The organism is Thermoanaerobacter sp. X514, from assembly GCF_000019065.1.
Lineage (GTDB): Bacteria > Bacillota > Thermoanaerobacteria > Thermoanaerobacterales > Thermoanaerobacteraceae > Thermoanaerobacter > Thermoanaerobacter pseudethanolicus.
In genome coordinates this window covers 711,864-735,308 of sequence record NC_010320.1, presented here as the reverse complement: position 1 = coordinate 735,308, position 23,445 = coordinate 711,864, and the positions used below count along the sequence as shown (strand labels likewise).

The window sequence follows — 23,445 nt, the reverse complement described above, 5'->3', positions numbered from 1 at the left end:
TAAAGATTAAAAAAATCTCATAATAAGGAAAATAACAAAAGGTACTATAAAATACAAACCGGAAAATACTAAAAAATCTGTAACATTAACTATTTCAATCTCTTTTAAAGTAATTTTGTGCACTAGATAAGAAAATAGTTCCGATACAGGTTCAATTGTAAAAATTCCAATAAGGGAAATAGTTATATATGCAATGAATAAAAATCCCGTACCTTTTATAAAAGATAAATTTGAAATTATCACCTTGTAATCAACAAGAATAAACATTACATGAGATAAAGTAAAAAGTCCAACTGAAACTAAAGCTATCATAAAGTCCCATATAGAATTACTAATTCTATTTAACATTTTATTGTCCTCCTAAATCTGCAAATTTTTAATATTACAGTGCACTATACTCTAAACTGTTTCAATACATTTTTATGTACATACACTGACCTGGGAAGATCCGCAGGCCTTTTGCCAGCACTTTCGTTGAAGATAAGACGTTCCTTCTTTTTATTATAATCGTAATGAATTATACACAATTTTATAAGAACATCATTGCTGAGCTTGCCTTTTCTTGAAAGTGCTGCTGCAGCCTGTTCGTGGTCTCTTATTACTAGCTCGTATTCCTCATCGTACTGCTCCCTTTTCTGCTTTTTATACTCATTTCTCCATTGTCTGGCCTTTTCTTGATTTTCTTTTTTTCTCTGTTCTTTTTCTTTATGGTATTCTGGGAACTGCTTTAACATTTTAGTAACAGCCGGTTGTGAAACACCAAGTTTTTTAGCTATTTCTATTATCTTATACCCTTGAAGGTATAACTCTATGGCTTTACTTTTTCTATCCACAATATCACTCCTCAGGTTATATTTTTTGTTCCGCATTTTGGGCATACTACGGCTATATATTAGGTTTTTATCATCAATTTCCAGCAGCCTTCACCTACTTTTTCTATTCTAATTTGTGCTACTTTCATTAGAGCTTCTGCTACTTTGAGGAGAAGCTCTTTATTTTTCATTGGTTTGAATTCCAACCACATTTCTTTTTTCCTCCTCGATGAACTTTTTTATTTTCGGATAAAGAAACTGCACAAGAGGTCTATAGAATTCTTCTTCATCTACTTCTTCATAGCCGATTATTTCTTCCCTGTCTGGTGTGAACTCTCCTGCCATGAGCTTTTCTCTTGATATGGTGGTTTTTACGATTGCCACTTTCATGAGATCACTTCCTTATCAGTTTTTTGTTTATAACTCGTTTATCACTTAACATAATGTTGTTCACATCTTCAAAAAATAATTCTTCTATAGTGCTATTGAAAAATTCAGCTATTTTTTTTGCTACAGGAAGAGTAGGCGTTCTTACACCTTGTTCAATCATTCCATAATAACTAGGTGTTATTCCTATGACTTCTGCTACATCTTTCTGAAGTAAATTGTTCTTAATTCTAAGTTCTTTTAATTTTTTTCTTTCTACCATCTTATCCCTTCTTTAGCAATTAACAAATTGTTGTCTGCTTTAATTTTATTATAAACAACAATTAGTTGCTTGTCAATACCTAAAACAATTTTTTGTTGAAAATATTTTAAAATATAACTTATAGTTGTATAATCTTATATAAATAAAACGTCTCGTTAAAAGTTACAATGAGGAGTGAAAAACGTGGAATTTCCTGAAAAATTAAACCCATTTTCTCAAAGATTAAGACAATTAAGAGAGGAAAAAGGACTATTACAAAAAGACGTAGCAAAAATTTTAGGCATAACACCAAGCGCTTACGGGTACTATGAACAGGGGAAAAGAGAACCCAGCATGGAGGTTTTAAAAAAATTATCTGATTTTTTTAACGTTTCCATTGATTATCTTCTTGGTAGAACAGATATTCGTTCTCCAGTTGACGAAATCACTGAGGCCGTTTCGGATGACCCAGAGCTATTGGAGTTCTGGAATGAGTTAAAAGAAAGGGAGGATTTAAAGCTATTATTCAAGCAGACCAAGAAGCTTTCTCCTAGAGAGATAAAGCAGATAATTCGAATAATAAAGGCCATAGAAGAGGAAGAAGATAAGGGGGAATGATTAATGAACATTGACTTAATTAGCACACCGCTTATGAGAGCACTGATGGAGGAAACAATATCCTTTCATGAGGTAATGAATGCTTTTAATATTAGAACGCATATTTTATTCAATCTTCCTCCATCAGTGCTCGGCTTTACATACGTGAGCAGACGAGGTAACTATCACCTCCTCCTCAACGGCAATGTAAATTACAGAACCCAAGTTGAGGTTTTCCTTCATGAAATACATCACATATTAAACGATATGCCGAAGATAAGTTATTTTATCGGCTTAGACATGGAATATATTGAGTTGGAAGAAGCAGCAGATAGAGTAGCTGAAACAGTTTTAGAGTATTTAGCATCGTCACAATTTTTATGATATAGCTAATTTTGTTTATAATTTTGTATTTACACTTTAGTAAAGTCATACATATTCAGGAAAGGTTTTTGCGCAGTATAGGCGGACAACTTATTTCCCACCTGTAGAGTTAAAGAGATTGCTGCTTTATTTTTAATAAAAATTTTTTTATTTTGAACGCCTATTTATGAATTTTAATAAAAACTTATCAACTTTTATTAAAACTTTATAAAATTTTATAATATCTTATAGCATTTTATAATATTTTATAGTATAATGAAGAAAGGAGAAGTAAATACTAATGAGTGAAATAAGTGTTCAATGGATTAAAGAACTTACTAAAAAAGGCCTCATTGATTTTTCTAAACACGCTTTATGTAGAATGACAGAAAGAAAAATAGAAGATAAAAAGGTAGTAGAATGTATATTATATGGAAAAGTAACTGAAATTCAGACAAATTTTGAAGATATACATGTACTTTTTCAAGAAGCAACAGATAAAAATCCAGAAATATATGTAGTTGTAGCGGCCTCATACCCATATCCTGTTGTTGTAACTGTATGCAAAACTGATTCCGAGGTTTGGGAAGAGATTAATGGCCTTTTAAAAAGGAGGAGGAAAAAGTGATAAGGAGAAAATGTTTTATGTGTGGTACTGATATGGAGGAAAGAACAATTTCTACTGTGGCAGGATGGGGAAAATATAGATTAACAATAGATGGTGTAAAGGCCTATGTGTGCCCTAACTGTGGAGAAATAGTATTTTCCGCCGAAGAAGTTCATATGCTCCAAGAATTAGGCAAAAGCCTTTCTAATTTAAATGAAAAAGAACGTCCAGATGTATTAAATGTTTCTGAAGTAGCTGACTTATTAAGAGTAAGCAACCAGACTGTATACAATATGATAAAAGATGGGCGGTTAAAAGCAACAAAAGTAGGGCGAGAATGGAAATTTATGAGGAAAGATATAGAAAGCATCTTAGACCCTGATAATTCCACTCAAATAGCTGCGCGCAGTTCAAACGGCGAAATATCTGACCATGATTATGAAATAATAAAAAAACATATATCAAATATGTGAGGTGAATTTAATGTCTACGATTAGTGACCCTGGTCCTTTTGCCAGGGAACTTTTACATAAGCTGGACCTCAAACCTCCAATTGATGTTTTTTTTATTTGTGATAATTTTAATATAATTATCAAAAACGATAAACTCCGAGATTTTGAAGCAGTTTTCATATTACATAAAGGCGCAAAAAAGATAGTACTAAATGAAAATATCAATTATGAAACACGTAAAAATTTTACTATTGCTCATGAAATTGGCCATTATATATTACCCTGGCATAAACAAACAATGTATATATGTGATTCTATTGACATTCAATCATTCCAATCTAAAAAATCATATGATTCTTACTTTATTAACTTTTGAAAATCAAGAAGAAGAATTTAACGACAATGAATTTGATGATTGGTAATAAGAGGTGTTGAAAGCAATCTTACAGCAAACTCAAAATAAATCTAGAGGAGGAGTTATATGTCAAGTGCAGAAATAAGAGCTGCTGCATATGCAAGATACTCCAGCGACAATCAAAGGGAGGAAAGTATTGAAGCTCAATTAAGAGCTATAAAAGAGTACTGCGAAAAGAATAATATCCAGCTAGTAAAGATATACACTGATGAAGCAAAAAGTGCAACAACTGATGATAGGCCGGCATTCCTGCAGATGATAAAGGACAGCTCACTGGGGCTGTTTAACGCTGTTATTGTTCATAAACTGGACAGGTTTGCACGCAACAGATATGACAGCGCTTTCTACAGGAGACAGTTAAAAAAGAACGGCGTAAAACTCATTTCAGTACTTGAACAGTTAGACGATTCACCAGAAAGCATTATATTGGAAAGTGTTTTAGAAGGAATGGCCGAATATTATTCTAAAAACCTCGCAAGGGAGGTAATGAAGGGATTGAAAGAAAATGCTTTTCAGGCCAAATTTAATGGAGGTATACCACCTTTAGGATATGATATTGTAGATGAAAAATATGTGATAAACGAAAAAGAAGCTGAGGCAGTAAGATTGATTTTTGAATTATATGCACAGGGGTATGGATATAGACACATAATTGATGAATTAAATTTAAGAGGCTACAGAACTAAGAAAGGAAATCCATTCAGCAAAAATAGCATTCACGAAATTTTGAAAAATGAGAAATACATTGGTAAATACATATTTAACAAAGGCACAAAGAAAAACCATAGAATGGTAAAAGAAGACGTAATCGTTATAGATAATGCTATTCCTGCAATAATAGATAAAGACCTGTTCGAACAGGTACAAAAGAAAATAGAAGAAAGAAAAATAACAAGAGGAGCTAATTCTGCAAAAAGGGTTTATCTTTTGTCAGGTCTTGTTTACTGCGGAATATGCGATTCTAAAATGGTAGGGTGTTTAAGCAGAGGGAAATATGTAACTTATAGATGCAGCAGAAAGGACAGAACAAAGCAGTGCACAAACAGAGATATAAACAAAGAAAAACTGGAAGCTTTTGTCATAGATGAGCTGAACAAGAGAGTACTTGACCCAAAAGTAGCACCAGTATTAGCTAAACTTTTAAATGAAGAAAATCAGAAATTAAATAAAGAAAGAGTAGAAGAAATTACTCTTTTAAAAAAGCGCTATAAGGAGGTTGAAGAGCAGATGAAAAACATAGTAGAAGCTATTGCTCAAGGTATGTTCCAGCCGATTATGAAGGAAAAAATGAATGAATTAGAAGCAATGAGAAATGAACTCGCTTACAGAATTAAAGAGCTGGAAAATAAAAAAGAAACAAGCTTTATTACACCAGAAATGATTTTGAAAATCTTTGAAAAGGATAGGGAAATAATTAATTCATCGAAGGATCCTCATGAAATTAAAGAAGTGCTTAAAAACTACATAAAAAAAATAATCGTCACCCCAGATGAAATAAAGTGTGAATTCTACTTCTGGATAGGTGACGATTTCCGTTCTTTGCTGGTAGCGGCGAGTGGATTTGAACCACCGACACTGCGGGTATGAACCGCATGCTCTGGCCAACTGAGCTACGCCGCCATATTTTTGGTTGCGGGGGTAGGATTTGAACCTACGACCTCCGGGTTATGAGCCCGACGAGCTACCGGACTGCTCCACCCCGCGACATTGGTGCCGGAGACCGGACTCGAACCGGTACGGGCTTTTAGGGCCCGCAGGATTTTAAGTCCTGTGCGTCTGCCAGTTCCGCCACTCCGGCTTCATCTCCTTGAGACAGTATTTATTATATTATATCTATATCTCTAAGTCAATAGTTTTTTTATCCACTTTTGCAACTTCAAATGAAAATTCCATTTTCATAACTTAAATTCCCGAAATTTATATAGGACTGCTCCTTCTAAATTATCCCACTCACTAACGGTTATTTCTTTGAAACTCAGCATTTCTAATATGGTCAGTAATATAGCAGTTCCCGCAATTATTATATCAGCCCTTTGTGGTTGCAATCCAAAAAATTTTTTCCGCTCTTCCAATGTAACAGACATAAATTTATCTAAAATCCTCTTAATTTCTTCTTTTTTTAGCTGATAGCCATGAACTTTTTCTTGAGAATAAATTTCTAATTGCTGAGAAACAGCAGCAAGAGTTGTTATTGTTCCTCCTATGCCGATGACATTTTCAACTTCTTTGTACTTATTAATGGAATTTACCATTGTATCTATTATATGCAACCTGATTTCATCATATTCCTCAGCTGTAGGAGGGTCATTTTTAATAAATTTTTCAGTAAGCCTCACAGCCCCAATATCGAAACTTTCTTTTACAAATTCTCTACCTTTATATGCTAATTCAGTACTTCCTCCTCCTATATCTAACACCAGTGCATTTTCCTTATTAACCCCCATCACCGCTCCCATATATCCAAACAAGCTCTCTGTTTCTCCATCTATGATTTCTACCTCTAGCCCAAGTTTTCCAATTTGCTCAAAAAAAGCATCTTTATTTTTAGCATCCCTCATCGCAGATGTTGCAAAAGCATATATAACTTCTGCGCCTTTTTCTTGGGCCAATTTCACAAAGCGTTCAATCACTTCAATGCTTCTCTGTATCGCATTATTATTTAACTTCCCCGTTTTAGAAATTCCTTCCCCTAATCGAGTTATTTCAACGTCTTTTTGTATCTTGTTTATATTTTCATTATCTATGTCACATATAAGTTGGCGTATTGAATTTGTCCCTATATCAATCGCACAAATTCTCATAATAACCCCCAACTATCACAGGTAAAAACCTGTAAAATTTCTCCTTCGCTTATGAAAAATCTTCGGGCATAACCCGAAGTTAATATCCATTGCTTTTTCTATAGCCAGTATTTCTTCTCTTGGAATCAAAATTCTTTCGCAGCTGTTGCTGTCTTTCGTCTGAATCCTTTAAAAACTTAAGCAATCTCTCTTCAAAAGAACTATTAGTATTATAATTCCTATTGCTCTGCCATACAAAATCCTTTGGATCTCTTTCTTTATTATTTTTAGGCAAAGCCTTTTTGATTGACAAACTTATTCTTCCATTAGCATCCATGGACAATATTTTTACTTTTACTTTATCATGCTCCTTCAAATGCTTCCTAATGTCTTTTACATAGGTATTAGCAACTTCCGAAATATGCACCAACCCAGTTTTTCCCTCTGGTAGCTGAATAAATGCTCCAAAATCTGTGATGTTTAACACAGTGCCCTCAACAACATCTCCAACCTCAAATGGCATATAAATAAAGATCCTCCCTCTAAAAATTTTATTAATGAGTTTATTATATATTAAAATACAAAATATTTCAAGATAAATTTTTCGAAATCACTTTTTTGTCTCTTGTGTCTTAGTTTTTGAAACATCTACATAAATTATTTCTCCTTTTTTAACCAACCCCAATTTTTGCCTTGCCTCATTTTCAATAAAACTTTCACTATTCATCTGGTGAAGTAATTCATTTAAATACTTATTCTCTTTTATTACTGCAGCTTCTTTATTTTTCAAATCCCTATACCTATTATTAAGTTTCTCTAATGCTACTTGCTGCTGAAAAAAAGTAAAGGCAACATATGCAATAAAGGCAAAAAACAATATCTTCTTTAGTTTTTTCACTCAAAACACCTACTTTCACAATGCGGATTAATCTATTATTTTTATTCGACATTTCTTTAAAAAATCCTTTATTTTTTCCTCTTAAAAATCTTAAAATGGGTTAAATTATTTTTTAGAAAAGCACCAGGCAAAGTTAAAATTTTTCTTGTAAACCTATAAGGAACAATAAAAAAATTGACTACTATTTTAACAGGGTATATAATAATCTCTGCCATCTTTTTTAAAAACTTTATTGTAAATTCATAAATTCCAATTAAAGCTTGGGTGATGAAATAACTTAGTAACACATAATAAAGAATAACTCCAATTGCAAATCCTAAAAAACTATAAAACCTGATTTCAACGTAATTGCTTATATACATAAAATAAAGCATAGTAATTGTCCCAAAAAGCCAAAATATAATATCGGCAATATTAGAAAAAGTTTTTTTAAGCCTAAAAACTCGCCTTGTTACTTTAAAAATATCGTATATAAATCCCAGCACAAAACCACCATATACTGTTACTAAAAATGCATAAACTTGATTTTGTATTGTTATTACCATTTACATACCCTCCTTTTCTTGTTATATTATATTTATCCATTGCAATAAGAATGAAACTAAAATAGGGGCGATGCATCATGACAACAGTATATGTTTCCGGACATAGAAATCCAGATACCGATTCTATTTGCTCAGCTATTGCTTATGCCTATCTAAAGCGCATATCTGAAGGTATAAATGCTATACCTGTTAGATTAGGTCCTATAAACCGAGAGACAAAATTTGTATTAGACTATTTTGGAGTAGAAGAGCCTATTTTTATTGAAAATGTATATACTCAAGTACAAGACATTAAATTTGATAAACCTCTTGTTTTTAAAGAAAACACCTCCATGTTTGAAGCATGGAACGCTATGATGGAAAAAAACATTAGAACAATAGCAGTAGTAGATAATGAAAACAAATTAATAGGAATTGCAACAGTAGGAGATTTGGCAAAGGCATATCTTTCCTCTTCTCATGAATTATCTAAATATAAAATTCCTATTGACAATATATTAGCTACTTTGAAAGGAGAAGAAATTTTAAGATATGTAGATTATCTTGAAGGCGACATTTTAGTAGCTGCAATGTCTAAAGAAAATGTATTAAAAAGAATAAAGAAAGGAGATATCCTAATCATTGGAGACAGAGATGATATACAGCAAGCTGCAATTCAACAAGGAATAAAAGCTCTCATAATTACTGGCAATAACGGAATTTCAGAAAAAATTCTTGAACTAGCTAAACAATACAAAGTAACAATTATAAAAGTTGTACCAGATACTTTTGACACTGTTAAATTATTAAACCAAAGTATACCATTATCATATGTAATAAAAAAAGAAGACCTATTAACATTTAGAGTCAGCGATTATATTGATGATGTAAAAGAAGTAATGTTAAAATATAGATACCGCAACTTTCCAGTTGTCGATGAAGAAGGAAAAGTTGTAGGACTACTTGCAAGGCGACATATTTTAGACTACGAAAGAAAAAACGTCATAATGGTAGATCACAATGAATTTTCGCAAGCAGTTGAAGGAATAGAACAAGCAAGAATATTAGAAATAATTGACCATCACAGGATTGGGACGATAGAAACAGAGCAACCAATACTATTTAGAAACCATCCAGTAGGCTCTACTGCTACAATTATAAATCGACTTTTTGAAGAAAAAGGGCTAATTCCAGAACCAAAAATAGCGGGAATAATGTGCGCTGCTATTTTATCAGATACTCTTGTATTTAAATCTCCTACTTGCACACCAGAAGACGTAAGAGCAGCTAAGAAACTTGCAGAAATTGCCAACATAGACATAAATGAGTTTGGAACTGAAATGTTCAAAGCAGGTACCTCTTTAGAAGGGAAAACTGTTGAAGAAATATTTTATACAGATTTTAAAGAATTTACAATAAATAATTATAAAATCGGCATAGGACAGGTAAACACTCTTACAGATGCAGGAGAATTAAAACAACAGCTTATAAGCTTTATGGAAAAAGTGAAAAAAGACAAAGACTACGACATTTTATTGCTTATGTTGACAGACATAATAAATGAGGGATCTGAAATACTTTTTGTAGGAAACAACAAAGAGCTGTTACAAAGGGCTTTTAACGTTGAAATAAAAAACAACAGCTTTTATTTGCCTTATGTCATATCTAGAAAAAAACAAGTATTACCACCCCTTGTTAAAGCGATAAACACCCACTGAAGTTTATCGCTTTAACTTTTCTATAATATCGCCAAAATTTCTAAAAGGAGTGCATGGAATCTCATTTTCTTTACAGTATTTTTCCAAAACTCCTTTTGCAAAGACTTTATCTGCATGTTGAGAGACGCAAAAGTCTGAATATCCATCACCTATATAAACTACATAATATCCCCTAATTTTGTATCTATTCAATACTTCCAGTTTACACATGCCGCATTTATCACAATCCTTGCTTTTATGTGGAAAATCCACTTTTATTATTCCATCCTCAAACCAAAGTTTGTTACTGTAAAATTTTATATTAAAACCATATTTGTCCATAATAGCTTTTATATTAAAGTCATATCCATCGCTCACTATTACAACTTCATAATCTTTTGTTCTGCAAAAATTTAAAAACTCCATAAAATAATCATCTATTTCAATTGTGTAAAGCAAATCTAAAAGCTTTTTCTCATCTACTTCCATAAGTTTTAATGTTTCAATTGCGCATTCCTCAGTAGACATTTCCCCTTTTTCCCATAGTTCCTCATAATACTGCCATCCATCTTTTGCAAACTTTTTCACCATCAAATCAACAGTATCCACTTTAGTAACAGTACCATCAAAATCTACTAAAAAGACTTTTTTCATTTTTTTCAATTGATCTCTCCTCCTTTATTTTACATCCAAAAGCCATTTTACAAATTTTATAGCCAAATCTTTGCGTTGTCCATTCGCCATAATTGCAATAATTTTATCATTATAGTCATATCCCAGATTTTTTAAATATTCATTATTCCATCCAACATATATTCCGTAAACACCTGGTTTTAACTCACCAGAGGGTTTCTCTACTTTTGCTACATTTAACCCTGATAAATTTAACTCTTTTACCTTATCTAATCGCAAAAAAGCTCCTTGTCTTGCCAATATATCAAAATTATTTTTATCTAAAACAATGACATCTATATCTTGAGCCCCCATTCTAGCCATTAATTTTTGAGTTGAGGCAGGGTCAAGAGTAAAATTACCATTCGGACCCTTTACAAACCTATAAAAATCAATAGAAGCTTGTTTTTTCCCAGAAGGATCGCCAATTAATTCTTTAGTGACTTTTTTAGAAAATTCACTTTGTCTATCAAAATCCATATATTTGCCAATTAAAGCGATATTTAATACGTAATCCTTTCTATTAATAATACTACTTGTAAAAGAAACCAACAAATAGATTACTAATATACTTACGATAATATAAACTTTATAATAGTCCCATATATATTCTACTTTTTCTTTTGTAGTCATGTTTTTAAACCAATTTTTTCTCTCCTCACTCATTTGTTTCACACCTCTCTACTTCCTTTGCGCAAAAATATCCAAATTTATTATAGCAATTAAACTTTTTAAAATCGAGTACATAAAACAAAATAAGCCGCAACATGCGACTTATCGAAACATTCTACTTATAAACCCCCCTGATTTTCCTATAAGACCACTTTTGTCACTGTAATTTAGATTTATTACTTCACCATCAATTGACACTTGTCCATCATCAAGGTTCAATTTATTAATGTGAAGCCCCTGACCTCTTATCGTCAAAACTCCTAAATCCGTTTCTAATATTACTGTTTCTTCGTCAAAGCTTACAACATTCGTTACCCCAGAAATACTGATTCTTTCTCTATTTTCAATTGTAATATTATGAGGTTTCCCAGTTCTTGAAAAGTTCCTTTTATCTTCCATTTTAACCCTCTTTAAACCTCCCTTCTTTTTAATAGACTATTATTATCTATGAATCTTGTACTTTTTTTAGAACAAAAAAAATCCTCCTTCCGGAGGATTTTAATCCCAAATTTTTACTATATTTATGCCTTTAAAATAATAGTTTAGTATATCTTTTGCCTTTTTCCCCTCTTTAGCCATCTGATATGCTCCCCATTGAGACATTCCTACACCATGCCCAAACCCTCTCCCTTTTATCACCAATTTACTTCCATCGTAAGAAACTTCATCTATCATAGTGGACTTTAGCCTTTCACTTCCAATTGCCATTCTAAAATCGGGAGCATTTACAGGCGTTTTGTCAAAAAGAAAGTTTACAGTTCTTCCTGAAGCCCCTTTTGTACCTATTTTCACAGTTTTAAAATCGTTTATGCCCAGCCCCATTTTTTTTAATGCATCAATCACTTCACTTTTGGTAAAAATAGCTGTCCAATGCTTTACATTAGCCGGTGCACTAGGACTTTCATTTGACTTTACACTCACAATATAAGGAGGTTCTGGCTCTTTGTAATTAAGGCCTTCCTTAGCCAAAGCAGTTTGTCCTGCTGCATGAGAGTGAAACCATGCATTTATAAATTTTCCGTCATATACAGCAACTACACCTCGCGTATCTTTTACGGCTTCTTTTATTTTAGAATTTATATTTGAAGGGTTCCAAGCCTGAGCCTCCTCAAAATCTGTTGATATGTCGGCTCCAGGATATTTTGACTTTTTAGTACTTACAAAATTTAAAACATATGTCCTAGCTAAAATCGCCTGGGCTTTTAAAGCCTCAATTGGCCAATAATTTTTTATCTCTCCCGCCACTGTACCTTCAACATATTTCTCCAAAGGCATATTTTCAATTTTACCTGTTTGCACAACATAAACTTTAAGAACAGGTTCTTTGTTTTCACCCACATTTATTTTTGCGGATATTTTAGGTAGTTCCATTCGTGGCTTCCTAATAGGTTCTGGTTTTTTTGTAGGCGGCTTGCAAGCAGTCATGGCAAATAACAAAGCTACTAACACCGCAATTAATTTCAGTTTGTTCCTATACAATTAAAATCCCTCCTATACTTTTGTTTATAGTATTTGAGGGATTTTCACAAATCATTCATTCTTCTATCAATTTATACATTTTGTAAGCCTCGTCTTTTAAAGCATGTTCTTTTACATCTAAAACCTCTACTTTGACAATTTTATTTCCAAAGTTTATCTCTATTATATCATGTTCTTTTACTTCGTCACTAGCTTTTGCTTGCTTGCCATTTATAAAAACTAATCCCTTGTCACAGGCCTCTTTTGCAATCGTACGCCTTTTGATAAGCCTTGAAACTTTCAAAAACTTGTCGACTCTCATACTTCTTACCTCCAGACAAAAGTAAGAAAATCAGGTCATAAAGACCTGATTTTCTTAAGAATTTACTAAATCCTTTAACGCTTTTCCTGCTTTGAAAATAGGAGCTTTTGAAGCAGGAATAGTTATTTCTTCTTTTGTCTGAGGATTTCTACCTTTTCTTTCAGCTCTTTCTCTTACTTCAAATGTGCCAAACCCTACTAATTGAACTTTGTCACCATTCTTCAATGCTTCTTCTACTGCTTCAATGAAAGCATTTAATGCCTTTTCAGCATCCTTTTTTGTTAACTCACTTTTTTCTGCAATTTTCGCAACAAGATCTGCCTTATTCACAACAATACCTCCTTAGTTTAAATATGTTTTACTCTTATTTATTCTTCACAAAATCGAAAAATCCTGCTAATTTACGCTTATTTTTCATTTTTTTTATTAAAATTATTCATCTTTGCTTCATTCCACAGCTTATCCATGTCACTTAAAGTCATTTCATCCAATTTTTGTCCATTCTTTGCCGCAGTTTTTTCAATGTATTCAAATCGCTTTATAAATTTTTCCACTGTGTTGTGAGTTGCGCTTTCTGGTTCTACATCTAAAAATCTAGCTACATTTACCACTGCAAAAATTAAATCTCCAACTTCCTCAATAATCTTTTCTTTATCTTTCCCTTTATACACCTCCTTTAATTCTTCTAATTCCTCATAGACTTTAGAAAGTGCATCCTCAACCCTCTCCCAATCAAAACCCACCTTTGCAGCTTTTTCTTGAATCTTATAGCTTCGCATAAGAGCAGGCATATACCTTGGCACATCTTTTAAAACTTCCGTATAAGAATTTAAATCTTTCTCCTCTTTTTTCAACTCATCCCATTTTTCTAATACGGCTTTAGAAGTTTTTAATTCTTCTGTCCCAAAAACGTGAGGATGCCTCCAAATCATCTTTTTGCATATGCCATCTACTACATCGCCAAAATTGAATGTTCCCCTCTCCTTTGCAATTTGTGAATGGAATACAACTTGTAAAAGCACATCTCCTAACTCTTCTACCATCTTATCCTCAGATTCTTTTTCAATCGCATCAACTAACTCATAACTCTCTTCCACCAAATATTTTTCAAGGCTTTGATGAGTCTGCTCTTTATCCCATGGACATCCCTTTTCACTTCTTAAAATTCTCATTATCTCTAAAAGGTCATATATGTCATACTTTTCTTGAAAGAGTGTTTGTACAGGAGGTATGTATAAAGAAGTAAGATAATCAATCCAATCGAGCCTGTCAATCATATAAAGGGGTATTGTCTCTATTACTTGTTTCCCTGGAATCCCCGCATTTTTTATAACAGTCACAGGATAACTGTCTCCATACACTTCTGCCAGTTTTAACTTCACTTCTGAAGCTATAAATCTATCATACACCTGCACAACAATATTGCCACATCTCTTATCAGGCTTTTGAACATCCAAAGACAAACCATCAATTATTTTGAGGCCATATATAGGGTCAATTTTCAATTCGCCTATAATGGCATCAATAAAAGAAATAGCTGGTATAACCTCTATTGATATATCGGCACAATCGTTACAAAAGTTTAATATGTATTCCACAGATTTTTCCGCTACATAAGGATGTCCTGGAACAGCATACACAACCTTTCGATATTTTTTTGCTATATCTATTATTTCCCGCGCAATATTTTCATAAACTTCTTCAAAAGTAGTACTTTTTTCGTACATCTTGTCAAAAGTGTCAAAAATAATTCCCTGCGTTTTAAGATAAGGAACTACCGGATGCTTTTCTGTCCGCAAAAAAACCTTATCAGCATTTTTCATTTTCTCTATCGTACCCAGTGTAATGGAATCTGCCGAACCCGGCCCTAAGCCTACTATAAATAGTTTATTCACAGTAACCACCCCAAAAGCTAAAATGTACAAATAATATTATATCACTTATTTGGATTTTTATATAATTAAATTTATCTTATACTTAGCCGTTGAAAAATCTGCTAAATTAAATTATAATATATTTTAGTACGCACATTAAGGAGTGGTAGTACATGGATATGGTGGAATTGGGCAAAAGAATTAGAGAAGAAAGAAAAAGGCAATTCTTAAAACAAGGAGATTTATCAGGAGATGAATTTTCCAAAGGCTATATAAGCCTTATAGAAAAAGGTAAAATAAGTCCTTCCTTAAAAGCTTTAAATTTTATCGCTCAAAAATTAAATAAGCCGGTTGTGTACTTTTTAGATGAAGACTATGTAGAAAAAGAAGAATTAAAAAAGGAACTTGCAAAATACAAAAATATTTTAGAAAAGTTCTTAACTGCTCAAAAAGCTTTTGATAACAAAAATTATGAGGAAGCTATTAAATTATACATCGATATTTTAGACAATGCAATAGATGAGTATTCAACAAATTTGATAAATTTTTACCTAGCCAAATCTTATTTTGCTATCAAAGACTATACAAAAGTTCTTGAAATTTTAGATAAAATATCTCCATATTTTGAAAAAAGCTCATTGAATGAAATTATAGTAGAAATGCATTACATGAAAGGATTGTGTTTGGGCAATCTGCAAAAATTTCAATCATCATTGGAAAATTATTTAAAAGCTTTAGATGGTTTTGAAAAATACTCTTTAAAACACACACAATTGAAATCCCGCATACTTTATAGTATAGCAAATTTATACAGTAAAATGGGAGAATTTATTAAAGCAAGAGATTATTATATGAAATGCCTTGAATATTCTACTCAAATTAAAGCAGTAGATTTTATTGCTTTGTCAAATAATGGACTAGGACTTGTAAATCACGAGCTTAAACAATATAAGGATGCTTTAAAATATATAAGGCGTGCTATTCTGATAAGTAAAACCCTAAATTTAAAAGAAGATATTGCTAATGAATACAATTATTTAGGTTTTGTATATACCGATTTAAAAAAGTATGATATTGCAGAAAAATATTTTGTAAAGAGCTATTCGCTGTATAAAGATTTAGGAAATGAAAGAGGAATGGCATACAATCTCACAGAAATCGGAAGAATTTACTATTTAAAAGAAGATTATCCCAAAGCATTAGAATATTTAAATCAATCTTTAGAAATCGTAACAAAACTAGGAGAAGAAGAAGAAATGGGTAGAATTTATACGATATTAGGAAATTTACATTTAAAACAAGGCCAGTTCGAATTAAGTGAAAAAGAACTTTTAAAATCTGTAGAAATACTCAAAACCCTTGGCCTTAAAAAGGACTTGTCCGAAGCCTATAAAGGATTGGGAAATCTGTATATTGCCCTAAATAATCCAGAAGAAGCTAAAAAATATTTTAATCAATCAATAGAGCTGTTATATGAAAATTAATAGCAAGGAGAAAAATAAATGAATACAGTGGAAAAATTAGAATATTCTTTTCCTGCTCTTAAACACAGAAATTTTAGGCTCTTCTGGTTTGGACAGATGATTTCCCTTATAGGCACGTGGATGCAAAACATAGGCCAGGGTTGGTTAGTCCTTGAACTAACAAATTCTTCTTTCTTATTAGGGCTGGTAAGTGCTGTTCAGTTTTTGCCTGTAATGCTTTTTTCTTTGTTTGCAGGAGTCATAATAGATAGATTTCCAAAGAGAAAATTGATTTTATTTACTCAAATAAGTTTTGCAATTTCCGCCTTTATCCTAGCAACTTTGACTGCCCTAAAGATAATAAATTATTGGGAAATATTAGCTTTAGCTTTGGTTAATGGTTTTTTAAACACGATAGACATGCCAGCAAGACAATCTTTTATCATTGATTTAGTAGGAAAAAAAGATTTAATGAATGCCATTGCTTTAAACTCAGCAGTGTTTAACGCAGCAAGGATAATAGGTCCAGGAATCGCAGGAATATTAATTGGCAAATTAGGATATTCCATATGTTTTTATTTGAATTCTGCAAGCTTTATTGCTGTGATAATAGGGCTTATATTAATTACAGTAGAAGGTATAACACCAAAAGCTAATGACGGCAAAACAAAAATCTTTGATGACTTAAGGGACGGATTGAGATACATCAAAAATACCCCTGTTATATTCACTACAATACTCATGATTGCTATTTTAAGCACTTTCTCTATGAACTTCAACGTATTAGTACCTGTTTTTACCAAAGATGTTCTCCACAGAGAAGCGACAGATTATGGCTTACTAATGTCAGCAATGGGAACGGGAGCCCTGATAGGAGCATTGACACTAGCTTCGGTAAGTAGAAGAGGAGTAAAGCCTGTCTATTTGTTTGGCGGTGGCATTGGACTTGGTATTTTTCAAATACTTATAGGTATACAAAGTAGTTATTTATTAACAGCTTTACTTTTAGCTTTATCAGGCTGGTTTATGATAACCTTCAACTCTTCTGCCAACACCACAATACAAATTAATGCAGCAGATGAATTCAGAGGGAGAGTGATGAGTGTTTATTCTTTGGTTTTTGGTGGAGTAACTCCTATAGGCTCACTATATGCTGGCACACTATCTCAAAAATTTGGCCCCCATATAACTTTTATAGTAAGTGGAATAATCGCACTATCGTATACACTTTATGTTTTAGTGTTTCAATATAAAAAAGTTTATGGGACAAAGGTATAATTGTCCCATTCTATTCTTCTTCATAAATCATTTTTGCCAGTGGAAACATTTCTATAGCTCTCGGCATTAAGCCTTGAACATAAGCTATTAATACCCCATAGTTTACTATTGGAATGTTTTTGCTTTTTGCATATGAAATTCTATACATCATTTCCCTTCTGTTCAACATACATGCTCCACAATGTACAATCAAGCTATATTTTTCGAGATTGTCTGGAAAAGTTATGCCACTTGACCAGTCAAATTGTATGTCTCCTCCAACAATCTGGCGTATCCATCTGGGTATTTTTACTTTTCCTATATCATCAGACTGCCTGTGATGTGTACATCCTTCAGCAATGAGGACTTTATCACCAGGTTTTAGTTTTTTTATTGCTTTTACACCTCTTACAAGTTCCTCCAAATCACCTTTATATCGTGCAAAAAGAATAGAAAAAGATGTAAGCGGTATATCTTTGGGCGTATCAGCGCTAACTTTCAAAAAAGCCTGAGAATCTGTAATAACCAATGATGGCTTTTTCCCTAGATTTTGAAGTGTCTCTTTTAGCTCATGCTCTTTTGTAACAATAGCCATCGCATCATTGTCAAGAATATCTCTTATTGTCTGTTGCTGCGGAAGTATAAGTCTTCCTTTTGGAGCAGCTTTATCTATAGGAATAACAAGAACTACAAAGTCTCCCGGTTTTATTAGATCACCTACAATCGAAAGTTCCCTGTCGTCATATGGTGCTTTCTTTATTAACATCATTTTTAGGGCTTCAATTCCATGTTTTTTTAAAGCAGAAACTTCAATAAGCTCTAGTTTTAATTTTTCTTCCCATTTTCTCTTATCTTCCTCAGAATATTGTGACAAATCTTTTTTATTTATTACCCCTACAACTGGAATATTTTTATCTCTAATGATTTTCAAGACATTTTCTTCGAACTCTGAAAGCCCTATAGTGCCATCTATGACAAGAATTGCAAGGTCTGTTCTGTTTAAAACTTCATAGGTTTTTTTTACCCTAAGTTCCCCTAACTCTCCCGTATCATCAAGTCCAGCAGTATCGATGATTACAACTGGTCCTATTGGAAGTATTTCCATTGCCTTCGACACAGGATCAGTAGTAGTACCTGCAACATCAGATACAAGGGCTACTTCCTGGTTTGTAAGAGCATTTATAAGGCTTGATTTACCTGCATTTCTCCTGCCAAAAATAGCTATGTGGAGCCTGGAAGAAATAGGTGTCGTGTTCATAATTATTTTTCTCCTTTCAATCTTCTTTTCCCTGGTATTCCTGGTTTTGTCATTTCATAAGGGTTAAATATTATATCAAGTTCTTCCTCTGTAAAGAGTCCAGCCTCTAACACAACTTCCCTTATCGTTTTTCCTTTTTCTTTAGCCATTTTTGCAATTTCCGTTGCCTTTTCATACCCAATGTAAGGAACTAGCGCTGTTGCATACGAATAACTTTTTTCAATAGTTTCTTTTAAGTAATCTTTATTCGCAGTTATTCCCTTAATGCATTTATCTATAAATATTCGTATAGCATTTCTTAATAGACCTATCTGCATAAAAAGATTATATGCAATTTGAGGTAATGTGAAATTAAGCTCAAATTCACCTGCTTGGGCACACAAAGTTATTGCATGGTCACATGCTATAACTTGAAACGCTGCCTGCTTTACAGCCTCAGGTATAACAGGATTCACTTTTCCAGGCATAATCGAAGAACCTGACTGTACCTCTGGTATATTAATTTCCATAAGCCCACATTTAGGTCCTGACGACATAAGCCTTATATCATTCGAAATTTTTATAAGGTTAACGGCTGCCGCTTTTAAAAGCCCAGATACCTCAACAAAAACATCATTGTTCTGAGTAGGATCCATCATATATTCCGCTCTTGCAAGTCCTAGTCCTGTTATTTCTCTTAATATTTCTATAACTGAGAATATATACTTTAGCTCGGCATTTACTCCTGTCCCAACAGCAGTACCGCCAATGTTTACCTGTCTCAACCTTTCTTCAACTTTATATATCCTCCATCTGTCCCTTGCAACTGCTTGTGCATATGCACCAAATTCCTGACCAAGCATAACAGGAAGAGCATCCTGTAACTCGGTTCGTCCCATTTTACATACATCAGAAAACTCTTCTTCTTTTTCTTGAAGCACACTTTGAAGCTCAGCTAAATCTTCACTCAAAGGCTTTAAAAGACGTATTGCTGCAATTCTCACCGCTGTCGGGAAAACATCATTTGTAGATTGACTCAAGTTTACATGTTCCAGTGGGTGTACAATAGAATAGTCCCCTTTACTACCCCCCAGTAGTTCTATTGCCCTATTTGCAATAACTTCGTTAGCATTCATATTAGAAGAAGTACCTGCACCTCCCTGGAGGGCATCAACAATAAATTGATCATGGTATTTACCTGATATTATCTCATCACAAGCTAAAATTATTGCCTTCGCTCTTTTTTCATCAAGCAAACCAGCTTTCATATTTGCAATTGCTGCAGCCTTTTTGACCATCGCAAGCGATATAATAAGTTCTCTATGAATTTTTTGTCCTGATATATTAAAATTTTCATAAGCTCTTAATGTATGTATGCCATAATAAGCATCAACTGGAACCTCTTTTTGCCCTAGCAAATCATGCTCAATTCTATATCTCATAAAAATTGCCTCCACTTTATATATAAATCATCAATATAATCAATAATACAGAAACGTCAGATTGTCAACAATTTATCGATATTTAATAGTCAAACTTACAGTAAAAGCAGCACCCTTGTTTACTTCGCTTTCAACGGTTATACTTCCACCATGTTCTTCAATTATTTTTTTTGCTATGGCAAGTCCCAATCCTTGTTGCTTATGAACTTTAAAATTGCCTCTTGCCATCTCCTGAGTCGCCTTTTTCACCATGTTAAGAGGTTTTGTAAGTACATATATTATCATACTTTCATAAAAATTAACAAATGCATTTTTTCACTTTTCCGATATTGTTATTTACTAAAAAATTTCTTTTCCCTCTTGAAATCCAAAAAATTTTAATGTATTATAAATATAAAGGATAATATATTTCCATTAAGATGTATTATCCAAGGCAAATTAATTCTAGTTGCACAGTTTTACATAATTTAAAGGAGGAATCAAAATGGCTGACTTATATGGAGTTTATAAATGCGAAAAGTGTGGAAATATTGTAGAAGTGCTTCATGCTGGCCAAGGGACATTGGTATGCTGTGGCGAGCCAATGGTTAAAATGCAAGAAAAAACAGGAGATGCAGGTACAGAAAAGCACACACCAGTTATTGAAAGAAATGGCAATATTGTAACGGTTAAGGTAGGAAGCATACCACATCCAATGGAGGAAAAGCATTGGATTGAATGGATTTCTCTCTTAGCTGATGGTGTATATATGAGAAAAGTATTAAAACCAGGTGAAAAACCAGAAGCGGTTTTTGTAACAGACGCTAAAGACTTAAAAGCATGGTCCTACTGCAATTTGCACGGTCTATGGAAATCTGAGTAAAAATAAGGGCGAAAAGCCCTTATTTTTTACTCTCTAACTTATACTTTTCCAACTCTTTTTCGGTAAGAGAGTATTTGCTAAAGACAATTAAACTCAACAAAATTATAATTCCTGCTAAAGGCCCACAAAGCTGTAAGCCCAATGGATTTTCTGTACTGTATCCAAATACTTTAAATAAAAGGGGTGTTACAAGAGAAGAAATTCCTATAACTACTTTTATTATAAATCCTTGTGCCCCAAAAAACATTCCCTCTCTCCTCTGCCCTGTCTTAATTCCATCCAACTCTGCTATGTCGGCAATCATGGCATTAGGCACTACAAAAAATACAGAAAGCGGTATACCAGCTAATAAAATGATAATTATAGAAACTGTCTTATTAAAAACAGTCCCAAAAAGTCCAGTAAGAGCTAAAATACCAGCAAACATAATAGAAAACACCATGAGAAGTTTTTTCTTCCCGTATAAGAGCGTAAGTTTTGGCACAAAAAAGCTAAACAAAACTGCCACCACAAATGCACCGGCAATCATAAAGCCAGAATCTTCAGCAGGGGTCTTCAAAAGCACCTCTGTTATATAAGGCATAGCAATAGTCAAGGTATTTATCCCAAACCACAGAGCTATAGCCGCAGTAAGGTAATACATAAAATTTGCATTTGTCAAAGTCATCTTAATAGAGGCAAACATCCCCACCGTGGGTATATTTTCTTGCTCTATTTTTTCTTCTTTTACAAAAATAGGCGTAAGCATCAAAGTAAGAAAAGCAAAAATCCCTAATATAATACCCATAATTTTAAAATTAAAAATGCTAATTAAAATTCCTGACCCTGCTTCAGCTATCATGACTCCAATTATTTGTGTTATTCCCTGCATCATGGTGACGGTAATTCTTTCTTTGGCATCTTTAGTTATTTCAGGGATGAGAGCAAGATAGGGAGCCACTACCACAGTGAAAGCGACAAAAAATAAGCTTAATACAAAAGTGAGATAAACAAAATTCACTATTGACTCTTCTGAAACAGGAGGAAACCACATCATTATAAAAGAAATCATCAAAACAGGCAAACCAAACACTACAAAAGGTATTCTCCTGCCCATTTTTGTATTTAATTTATCAGAATAATAAGCGACTATTGGATCAGATATGCTGTCAAATATTCTCGCAACTATCATAGAAAAGCCTATAAGGCTTATTGGTACAAGCATTTTAAGCCCTTGTGTATTAAATTCAGGTGGAGTGTAATAATACTGATACCACTTTACTGCCGTTTGAGTAAAAATTGATATCCCTAAATATCCTAAAGAATACATTAAAAGCATAAAAAACCTGTTATTTTTCATGGTTTTTCTCCTCTCTTAAAAAACTCGTATACACCTTGTCATAATAATCCCTTTCAAACTCTTCATTCACATCCCCATAGTACTCCGCCATTTCTCTCGCTTCATAAAGTTTTGCAATATTTATATCAGAAGTTACGAGATAATCTCCTTCGTAATAAGGTGCAATTGCAATAATTCCGTCCTTATTGTCTGTCATATCAATTGGCGCAAAAATCCCTGCTCTCCCCGTAAAATGGATCCCTCCTATCCAACCATTTAAAGAAGCTTTTACCCCGTACACATAAGACTCTTGGACCCTTGGCCATATCCCCCTTAAAGCCCTCCAAAAATTGTATTCCTCCATATTCGCTATAGGAAGAATTACAATTTCCGCCCCTTTTTGGGAAGCTATCTTAAAAGTCTCAAAATAAGTGGCATCCATGCAGACAGGACAAGCAACTTTCCCTATATCCAATGAAAAAATTTCAAGCTCATTTTCACGCTTAAGTCCAATTTTTTCTTCAAAATCTGTTAAATGTATTTTCTTTTGCCTTCCTAATATTTTCCCTTCTCTTGACACCAAAGCACCGCCGTTATACAGATTGCCATTTTCGTTTATAATATAACTTCCCGTGTAAATGTAAATTCCATATTTTTTAGCAAGACCTGTCATTATCTCTTCGATTGCCATTTGAGAAGGTTTTGATATAGATTTAAAGATAAATCGTAGTAATCCCTCCCCACCTACTCCATCTTCCAATTTTTCTCCTTTTTGTGCCTTTTTATTTAAATAATCGTTTATTCTGCTAAAGCCCGGTATAAGTCCCAGTAAATCAAAAAAATTGTACTCAGGAAATACGACTATATCACTCTCTCTTTGGGCAGCTTCTTCTACAAAGCCTTTTAACAAGTTTGCATATTCTTCAATAGATTTAACCACTTTAATTTGCCTCTCCACACAAGAGATTCTCACATTATCTTTATCTTTTGAAGAAATCTTTTTATCTTTTATTCCTTCAACTTGGCGTAAATAATTATTTACCCTTTTTACATTCATATTTCTGTCAAAAATAAACTCTAAAACATTTTTCATAA

Annotated in this window: 31 protein-coding genes and 3 tRNA genes; 10 read left to right on the top strand and 24 right to left on the bottom strand. The window is 33.1% G+C overall.

Annotation, left to right across the window (positions count from 1 at the left end; all coding sequences use genetic code 11):
- Positions 1-6: 6 nt before the first annotated feature.
- Genes TETH514_RS03600 through TETH514_RS03585 form a run of 5 tightly spaced genes read right to left on the bottom strand, consistent with a single transcriptional unit; the run spans position 7 to position 1,461 of the window.
- Positions 7-348, bottom strand: a complete 342-nt coding sequence (locus TETH514_RS03600) for a hypothetical protein (RefSeq protein ID WP_009052186.1) — start codon at positions 346-348, stop codon at positions 7-9.
- Between the two features lie 44 nt (positions 349-392).
- Entirely contained in the window at positions 393-833 is a 441-nt protein-coding gene (locus TETH514_RS03595) for a helix-turn-helix domain-containing protein (RefSeq protein WP_009052185.1), read from the bottom strand.
- A gap of 59 nt (positions 834-892) precedes the next feature.
- Positions 893-1,024 (bottom strand): hypothetical protein, encoded by a 132-nt coding sequence (locus TETH514_RS13015; protein ID WP_009052184.1) that lies wholly within the window; start codon positions 1,022-1,024, stop codon positions 893-895.
- Positions 993-1,202 carry a hypothetical protein gene (locus TETH514_RS03590; protein ID WP_009052183.1) on the bottom strand — a complete coding sequence of 70 codons (210 nt, stop codon included), beginning with the start codon at positions 1,200-1,202 and terminating at the stop codon, positions 993-995. The genes TETH514_RS13015 and TETH514_RS03590 overlap by 32 nt, the downstream gene beginning before the upstream one ends.
- A 4-nt stretch (positions 1,203-1,206) precedes the next feature.
- The gene (locus TETH514_RS03585) at positions 1,207-1,461 is read right to left on the bottom strand and encodes a helix-turn-helix transcriptional regulator (protein ID WP_009052182.1); all 255 of its coding nucleotides are present in this window, start codon (positions 1,459-1,461) and stop codon (positions 1,207-1,209) included.
- Positions 1,462-1,644: 183 nt separating this feature from the next.
- Between TETH514_RS03585 and TETH514_RS03580 the strand changes: the two genes are divergently transcribed.
- The 6 genes from TETH514_RS03580 (at position 1,645) to TETH514_RS12205 (ending at position 5,461) form a co-directional block, all read left to right on the top strand.
- Positions 1,645-2,058: a helix-turn-helix domain-containing protein gene (locus tag TETH514_RS03580; protein WP_009052181.1), complete on the top strand. Its 414-nt coding sequence runs from the start codon at positions 1,645-1,647 to the stop codon at positions 2,056-2,058.
- 3 nt (positions 2,059-2,061) lie between these two features.
- Positions 2,062-2,421, top strand: a complete 360-nt coding sequence (locus TETH514_RS03575) for a hypothetical protein (RefSeq protein WP_009052180.1) — start codon at positions 2,062-2,064, stop codon at positions 2,419-2,421.
- Positions 2,422-2,701: 280 nt separating this feature from the next.
- A complete protein-coding gene (locus TETH514_RS03570) occupies positions 2,702-3,028 on the top strand; it encodes a DUF4258 domain-containing protein (protein WP_009052179.1) in 327 nt (108 codons plus the stop codon).
- The gene (locus TETH514_RS03565) at positions 3,025-3,480 is read left to right on the top strand and encodes a helix-turn-helix domain-containing protein (protein WP_232195896.1); all 456 of its coding nucleotides are present in this window, start codon (positions 3,025-3,027) and stop codon (positions 3,478-3,480) included. Before TETH514_RS03570 ends, TETH514_RS03565 begins: the two co-directional genes overlap by 4 nt.
- Before the next feature lie 10 nt (positions 3,481-3,490).
- Complete coding sequence (locus TETH514_RS03560; RefSeq protein WP_013337651.1) at positions 3,491-3,835, top strand: ImmA/IrrE family metallo-endopeptidase; 345 nt, start codon at positions 3,491-3,493, stop codon at positions 3,833-3,835.
- A gap of 105 nt (positions 3,836-3,940) precedes the next feature.
- Positions 3,941-5,461 carry a recombinase family protein gene (locus TETH514_RS12205; protein WP_012268621.1) on the top strand — a complete coding sequence of 507 codons (1,521 nt, stop codon included), beginning with the start codon at positions 3,941-3,943 and terminating at the stop codon, positions 5,459-5,461.
- Here the strand turns inward: TETH514_RS12205 and TETH514_RS03555 are convergent.
- From TETH514_RS03555 to yabQ, 7 genes are all read right to left on the bottom strand, one after another.
- Positions 5,418-5,494 (bottom strand) — tRNA-Met (locus tag TETH514_RS03555). The genes TETH514_RS12205 and TETH514_RS03555 overlap by 44 nt on opposite strands.
- Positions 5,495-5,501: 7 nt before the next feature.
- A tRNA-Met gene (locus tag TETH514_RS03550) sits at positions 5,502-5,578 on the bottom strand.
- A gap of 4 nt (positions 5,579-5,582) precedes the next feature.
- Positions 5,583-5,672, bottom strand: a tRNA-Leu gene (locus TETH514_RS03545).
- A gap of 97 nt (positions 5,673-5,769) precedes the next feature.
- A complete protein-coding gene (locus TETH514_RS03540; protein ID WP_003868292.1) occupies positions 5,770-6,675 on the bottom strand; it encodes a Ppx/GppA phosphatase family protein in 906 nt (301 codons plus the stop codon).
- Positions 6,676-6,754: 79 nt separating this feature from the next.
- The gene (locus tag TETH514_RS03535; protein WP_009052177.1) at positions 6,755-7,177 is read right to left on the bottom strand and encodes a S1 domain-containing RNA-binding protein; all 423 of its coding nucleotides are present in this window, start codon (positions 7,175-7,177) and stop codon (positions 6,755-6,757) included.
- 87 nt (positions 7,178-7,264) lie between these two features.
- Positions 7,265-7,552, bottom strand: coding sequence for a septum formation initiator family protein (locus TETH514_RS03530; RefSeq protein ID WP_003868290.1), 288 nt, complete (start codon positions 7,550-7,552; stop codon positions 7,265-7,267).
- Positions 7,553-7,620: 68 nt separating this feature from the next.
- Positions 7,621-8,097: a spore cortex biosynthesis protein YabQ gene (gene yabQ / locus TETH514_RS03525; RefSeq protein WP_003868289.1), complete on the bottom strand. Its 477-nt coding sequence runs from the start codon at positions 8,095-8,097 to the stop codon at positions 7,621-7,623.
- A gap of 77 nt (positions 8,098-8,174) precedes the next feature.
- Between yabQ and TETH514_RS03520 the strand changes: the two genes are divergently transcribed.
- Positions 8,175-9,794 carry a putative manganese-dependent inorganic diphosphatase gene (locus TETH514_RS03520; RefSeq protein WP_009052176.1) on the top strand — a complete coding sequence of 540 codons (1,620 nt, stop codon included), beginning with the start codon at positions 8,175-8,177 and terminating at the stop codon, positions 9,792-9,794.
- Positions 9,795-9,797: 3 nt separating this feature from the next.
- On the opposite strand, the gene TETH514_RS03515 is transcribed toward TETH514_RS03520, so the two are convergent.
- The 7 genes from TETH514_RS03515 to mazG all read right to left on the bottom strand — a co-directional run bounded on the left by TETH514_RS03515 (position 9,798) and on the right by mazG (position 14,792).
- Positions 9,798-10,427 carry an MtnX-like HAD-IB family phosphatase gene (locus TETH514_RS03515; protein ID WP_038016417.1) on the bottom strand — a complete coding sequence of 210 codons (630 nt, stop codon included), beginning with the start codon at positions 10,425-10,427 and terminating at the stop codon, positions 9,798-9,800.
- Positions 10,428-10,451: 24 nt separating this feature from the next.
- Positions 10,452-11,111, bottom strand: a complete 660-nt coding sequence (locus TETH514_RS03510; RefSeq protein WP_003868286.1) for an extracellular solute-binding protein — start codon at positions 11,109-11,111, stop codon at positions 10,452-10,454.
- A gap of 108 nt (positions 11,112-11,219) precedes the next feature.
- Positions 11,220-11,516 (bottom strand): sporulation protein YabP, encoded by a 297-nt coding sequence (gene yabP / locus TETH514_RS03505; protein ID WP_009052175.1) that lies wholly within the window; start codon positions 11,514-11,516, stop codon positions 11,220-11,222.
- A 99-nt stretch (positions 11,517-11,615) separates the two neighbouring features.
- A complete protein-coding gene (locus TETH514_RS03500; RefSeq protein WP_009052174.1) occupies positions 11,616-12,596 on the bottom strand; it encodes a SpoIID/LytB domain-containing protein in 981 nt (326 codons plus the stop codon).
- 55 nt (positions 12,597-12,651) lie between these two features.
- A complete protein-coding gene (locus tag TETH514_RS03495; protein WP_003868283.1) occupies positions 12,652-12,897 on the bottom strand; it encodes an RNA-binding S4 domain-containing protein in 246 nt (81 codons plus the stop codon).
- Positions 12,898-12,951: 54 nt separating this feature from the next.
- The gene (locus TETH514_RS03490; protein ID WP_003868282.1) at positions 12,952-13,227 is read right to left on the bottom strand and encodes an HU family DNA-binding protein; all 276 of its coding nucleotides are present in this window, start codon (positions 13,225-13,227) and stop codon (positions 12,952-12,954) included.
- A gap of 77 nt (positions 13,228-13,304) precedes the next feature.
- Entirely contained in the window at positions 13,305-14,792 is a 1,488-nt protein-coding gene (gene mazG / locus TETH514_RS03485; RefSeq protein ID WP_003868281.1) for a nucleoside triphosphate pyrophosphohydrolase, read from the bottom strand.
- 152 nt (positions 14,793-14,944) lie between these two features.
- Here mazG and TETH514_RS03480 point away from each other — a divergent pair, with 152 nt between their 5' ends.
- Positions 14,945-16,255 (top strand): helix-turn-helix domain-containing protein, encoded by a 1,311-nt coding sequence (locus TETH514_RS03480; RefSeq protein WP_003868280.1) that lies wholly within the window; start codon positions 14,945-14,947, stop codon positions 16,253-16,255.
- Between the two features lie 18 nt (positions 16,256-16,273).
- Positions 16,274-17,512: an MFS transporter gene (locus tag TETH514_RS03475; protein WP_003868279.1), complete on the top strand. Its 1,239-nt coding sequence runs from the start codon at positions 16,274-16,276 to the stop codon at positions 17,510-17,512.
- Between the two features lie 10 nt (positions 17,513-17,522).
- On the opposite strand, the gene hydF is transcribed toward TETH514_RS03475, so the two are convergent.
- The 3 genes from hydF to TETH514_RS03460 form a co-directional block, all read right to left on the bottom strand.
- On the bottom strand, positions 17,523-18,749 hold the full coding sequence (hydF, locus tag TETH514_RS03470; RefSeq protein WP_003868278.1) for a [FeFe] hydrogenase H-cluster maturation GTPase HydF: 1,227 nt from the start codon (positions 18,747-18,749) through the stop codon (positions 17,523-17,525).
- 2 nt (positions 18,750-18,751) lie between these two features.
- Positions 18,752-20,170, bottom strand: coding sequence for an aspartate ammonia-lyase (locus TETH514_RS03465; protein ID WP_003868277.1), 1,419 nt, complete (start codon positions 20,168-20,170; stop codon positions 18,752-18,754).
- A gap of 72 nt (positions 20,171-20,242) precedes the next feature.
- Complete coding sequence (locus TETH514_RS03460) at positions 20,243-20,398, bottom strand: ATP-binding protein (protein ID WP_232195895.1); 156 nt, start codon at positions 20,396-20,398, stop codon at positions 20,243-20,245.
- Between the two features lie 256 nt (positions 20,399-20,654).
- Between TETH514_RS03460 and TETH514_RS03455 the strand changes: the two genes are divergently transcribed.
- On the top strand, positions 20,655-21,032 hold the full coding sequence (locus tag TETH514_RS03455) for a desulfoferrodoxin (RefSeq protein WP_009052173.1): 378 nt from the start codon (positions 20,655-20,657) through the stop codon (positions 21,030-21,032).
- A 19-nt stretch (positions 21,033-21,051) separates the two neighbouring features.
- Here the strand turns inward: TETH514_RS03455 and TETH514_RS03450 are convergent, their stop codons facing one another.
- On the bottom strand, positions 21,052-22,371 hold the full coding sequence (locus TETH514_RS03450) for an MFS transporter (RefSeq protein WP_003868274.1): 1,320 nt from the start codon (positions 22,369-22,371) through the stop codon (positions 21,052-21,054).
- Positions 22,361-23,443, bottom strand: a complete 1,083-nt coding sequence (locus tag TETH514_RS03445) for a nitrilase-related carbon-nitrogen hydrolase (protein ID WP_003868273.1) — start codon at positions 23,441-23,443, stop codon at positions 22,361-22,363. The genes TETH514_RS03450 and TETH514_RS03445 overlap by 11 nt, the downstream gene beginning before the upstream one ends.
- Positions 23,444-23,445 lie beyond the last annotated feature (2 nt).

Excerpts from the sequence above, each read along its gene's own strand:
- TETH514_RS03600 (WP_009052186.1), bottom strand. The coding sequence starts at position 348 with ATGTTAAATAGAATTAGTAATTCTATATGGGACTTTATGATAGCTTTA.
- TETH514_RS03475 (WP_003868279.1), top strand. The coding sequence starts at position 16,274 with ATGAATACAGTGGAAAAATTAGAATATTCTTTTCCTGCTCTTAAACAC.
- TETH514_RS03450 (WP_003868274.1), bottom strand. The coding sequence starts at position 22,371 with ATGAAAAATAACAGGTTTTTTATGCTTTTAATGTATTCTTTAGGATAT.
- TETH514_RS03560 (WP_013337651.1), top strand. The coding sequence starts at position 3,491 with ATGTCTACGATTAGTGACCCTGGTCCTTTTGCCAGGGAACTTTTACAT.
- hydF (WP_003868278.1), bottom strand. The coding sequence starts at position 18,749 with ATGAACACGACACCTATTTCTTCCAGGCTCCACATAGCTATTTTTGGC.
- TETH514_RS03520 (WP_009052176.1), top strand. The coding sequence starts at position 8,175 with ATGACAACAGTATATGTTTCCGGACATAGAAATCCAGATACCGATTCT.
- TETH514_RS03445 (WP_003868273.1), bottom strand. The coding sequence starts at position 23,443 with ATGAAAAATGTTTTAGAGTTTATTTTTGACAGAAATATGAATGTAAAA.
- TETH514_RS03495 (WP_003868283.1), bottom strand. The coding sequence starts at position 12,897 with ATGAGAGTCGACAAGTTTTTGAAAGTTTCAAGGCTTATCAAAAGGCGT.
- TETH514_RS12205 (WP_012268621.1), top strand. The coding sequence starts at position 3,941 with ATGTCAAGTGCAGAAATAAGAGCTGCTGCATATGCAAGATACTCCAGC.
- yabP (WP_009052175.1), bottom strand. The coding sequence starts at position 11,516 with ATGGAAGATAAAAGGAACTTTTCAAGAACTGGGAAACCTCATAATATT.
- TETH514_RS03455 (WP_009052173.1), top strand. The coding sequence starts at position 20,655 with ATGGCTGACTTATATGGAGTTTATAAATGCGAAAAGTGTGGAAATATT.
- TETH514_RS03540 (WP_003868292.1), bottom strand. The coding sequence starts at position 6,675 with ATGAGAATTTGTGCGATTGATATAGGGACAAATTCAATACGCCAACTT.
- yabQ (WP_003868289.1), bottom strand. The coding sequence starts at position 8,097 with ATGGTAATAACAATACAAAATCAAGTTTATGCATTTTTAGTAACAGTA.
- TETH514_RS03590 (WP_009052183.1), bottom strand. The coding sequence starts at position 1,202 with ATGAAAGTGGCAATCGTAAAAACCACCATATCAAGAGAAAAGCTCATG.
- TETH514_RS03480 (WP_003868280.1), top strand. The coding sequence starts at position 14,945 with ATGGATATGGTGGAATTGGGCAAAAGAATTAGAGAAGAAAGAAAAAGG.
- TETH514_RS03510 (WP_003868286.1), bottom strand. The coding sequence starts at position 11,111 with ATGAGTGAGGAGAGAAAAAATTGGTTTAAAAACATGACTACAAAAGAA.
- TETH514_RS03465 (WP_003868277.1), bottom strand. The coding sequence starts at position 20,170 with ATGAGATATAGAATTGAGCATGATTTGCTAGGGCAAAAAGAGGTTCCA.
- TETH514_RS03585 (WP_009052182.1), bottom strand. The coding sequence starts at position 1,461 with ATGGTAGAAAGAAAAAAATTAAAAGAACTTAGAATTAAGAACAATTTA.
- TETH514_RS13015 (WP_009052184.1), bottom strand. The coding sequence starts at position 1,024 with ATGTGGTTGGAATTCAAACCAATGAAAAATAAAGAGCTTCTCCTCAAA.
- TETH514_RS03515 (WP_038016417.1), bottom strand. The coding sequence starts at position 10,427 with ATGAAAAAAGTCTTTTTAGTAGATTTTGATGGTACTGTTACTAAAGTG.
- TETH514_RS03570 (WP_009052179.1), top strand. The coding sequence starts at position 2,702 with ATGAGTGAAATAAGTGTTCAATGGATTAAAGAACTTACTAAAAAAGGC.
- TETH514_RS03535 (WP_009052177.1), bottom strand. The coding sequence starts at position 7,177 with ATGCCATTTGAGGTTGGAGATGTTGTTGAGGGCACTGTGTTAAACATC.
- TETH514_RS03460 (WP_232195895.1), bottom strand. The coding sequence starts at position 20,398 with ATGGCAAGAGGCAATTTTAAAGTTCATAAGCAACAAGGATTGGGACTT.
- TETH514_RS03575 (WP_009052180.1), top strand. The coding sequence starts at position 2,062 with ATGAACATTGACTTAATTAGCACACCGCTTATGAGAGCACTGATGGAG.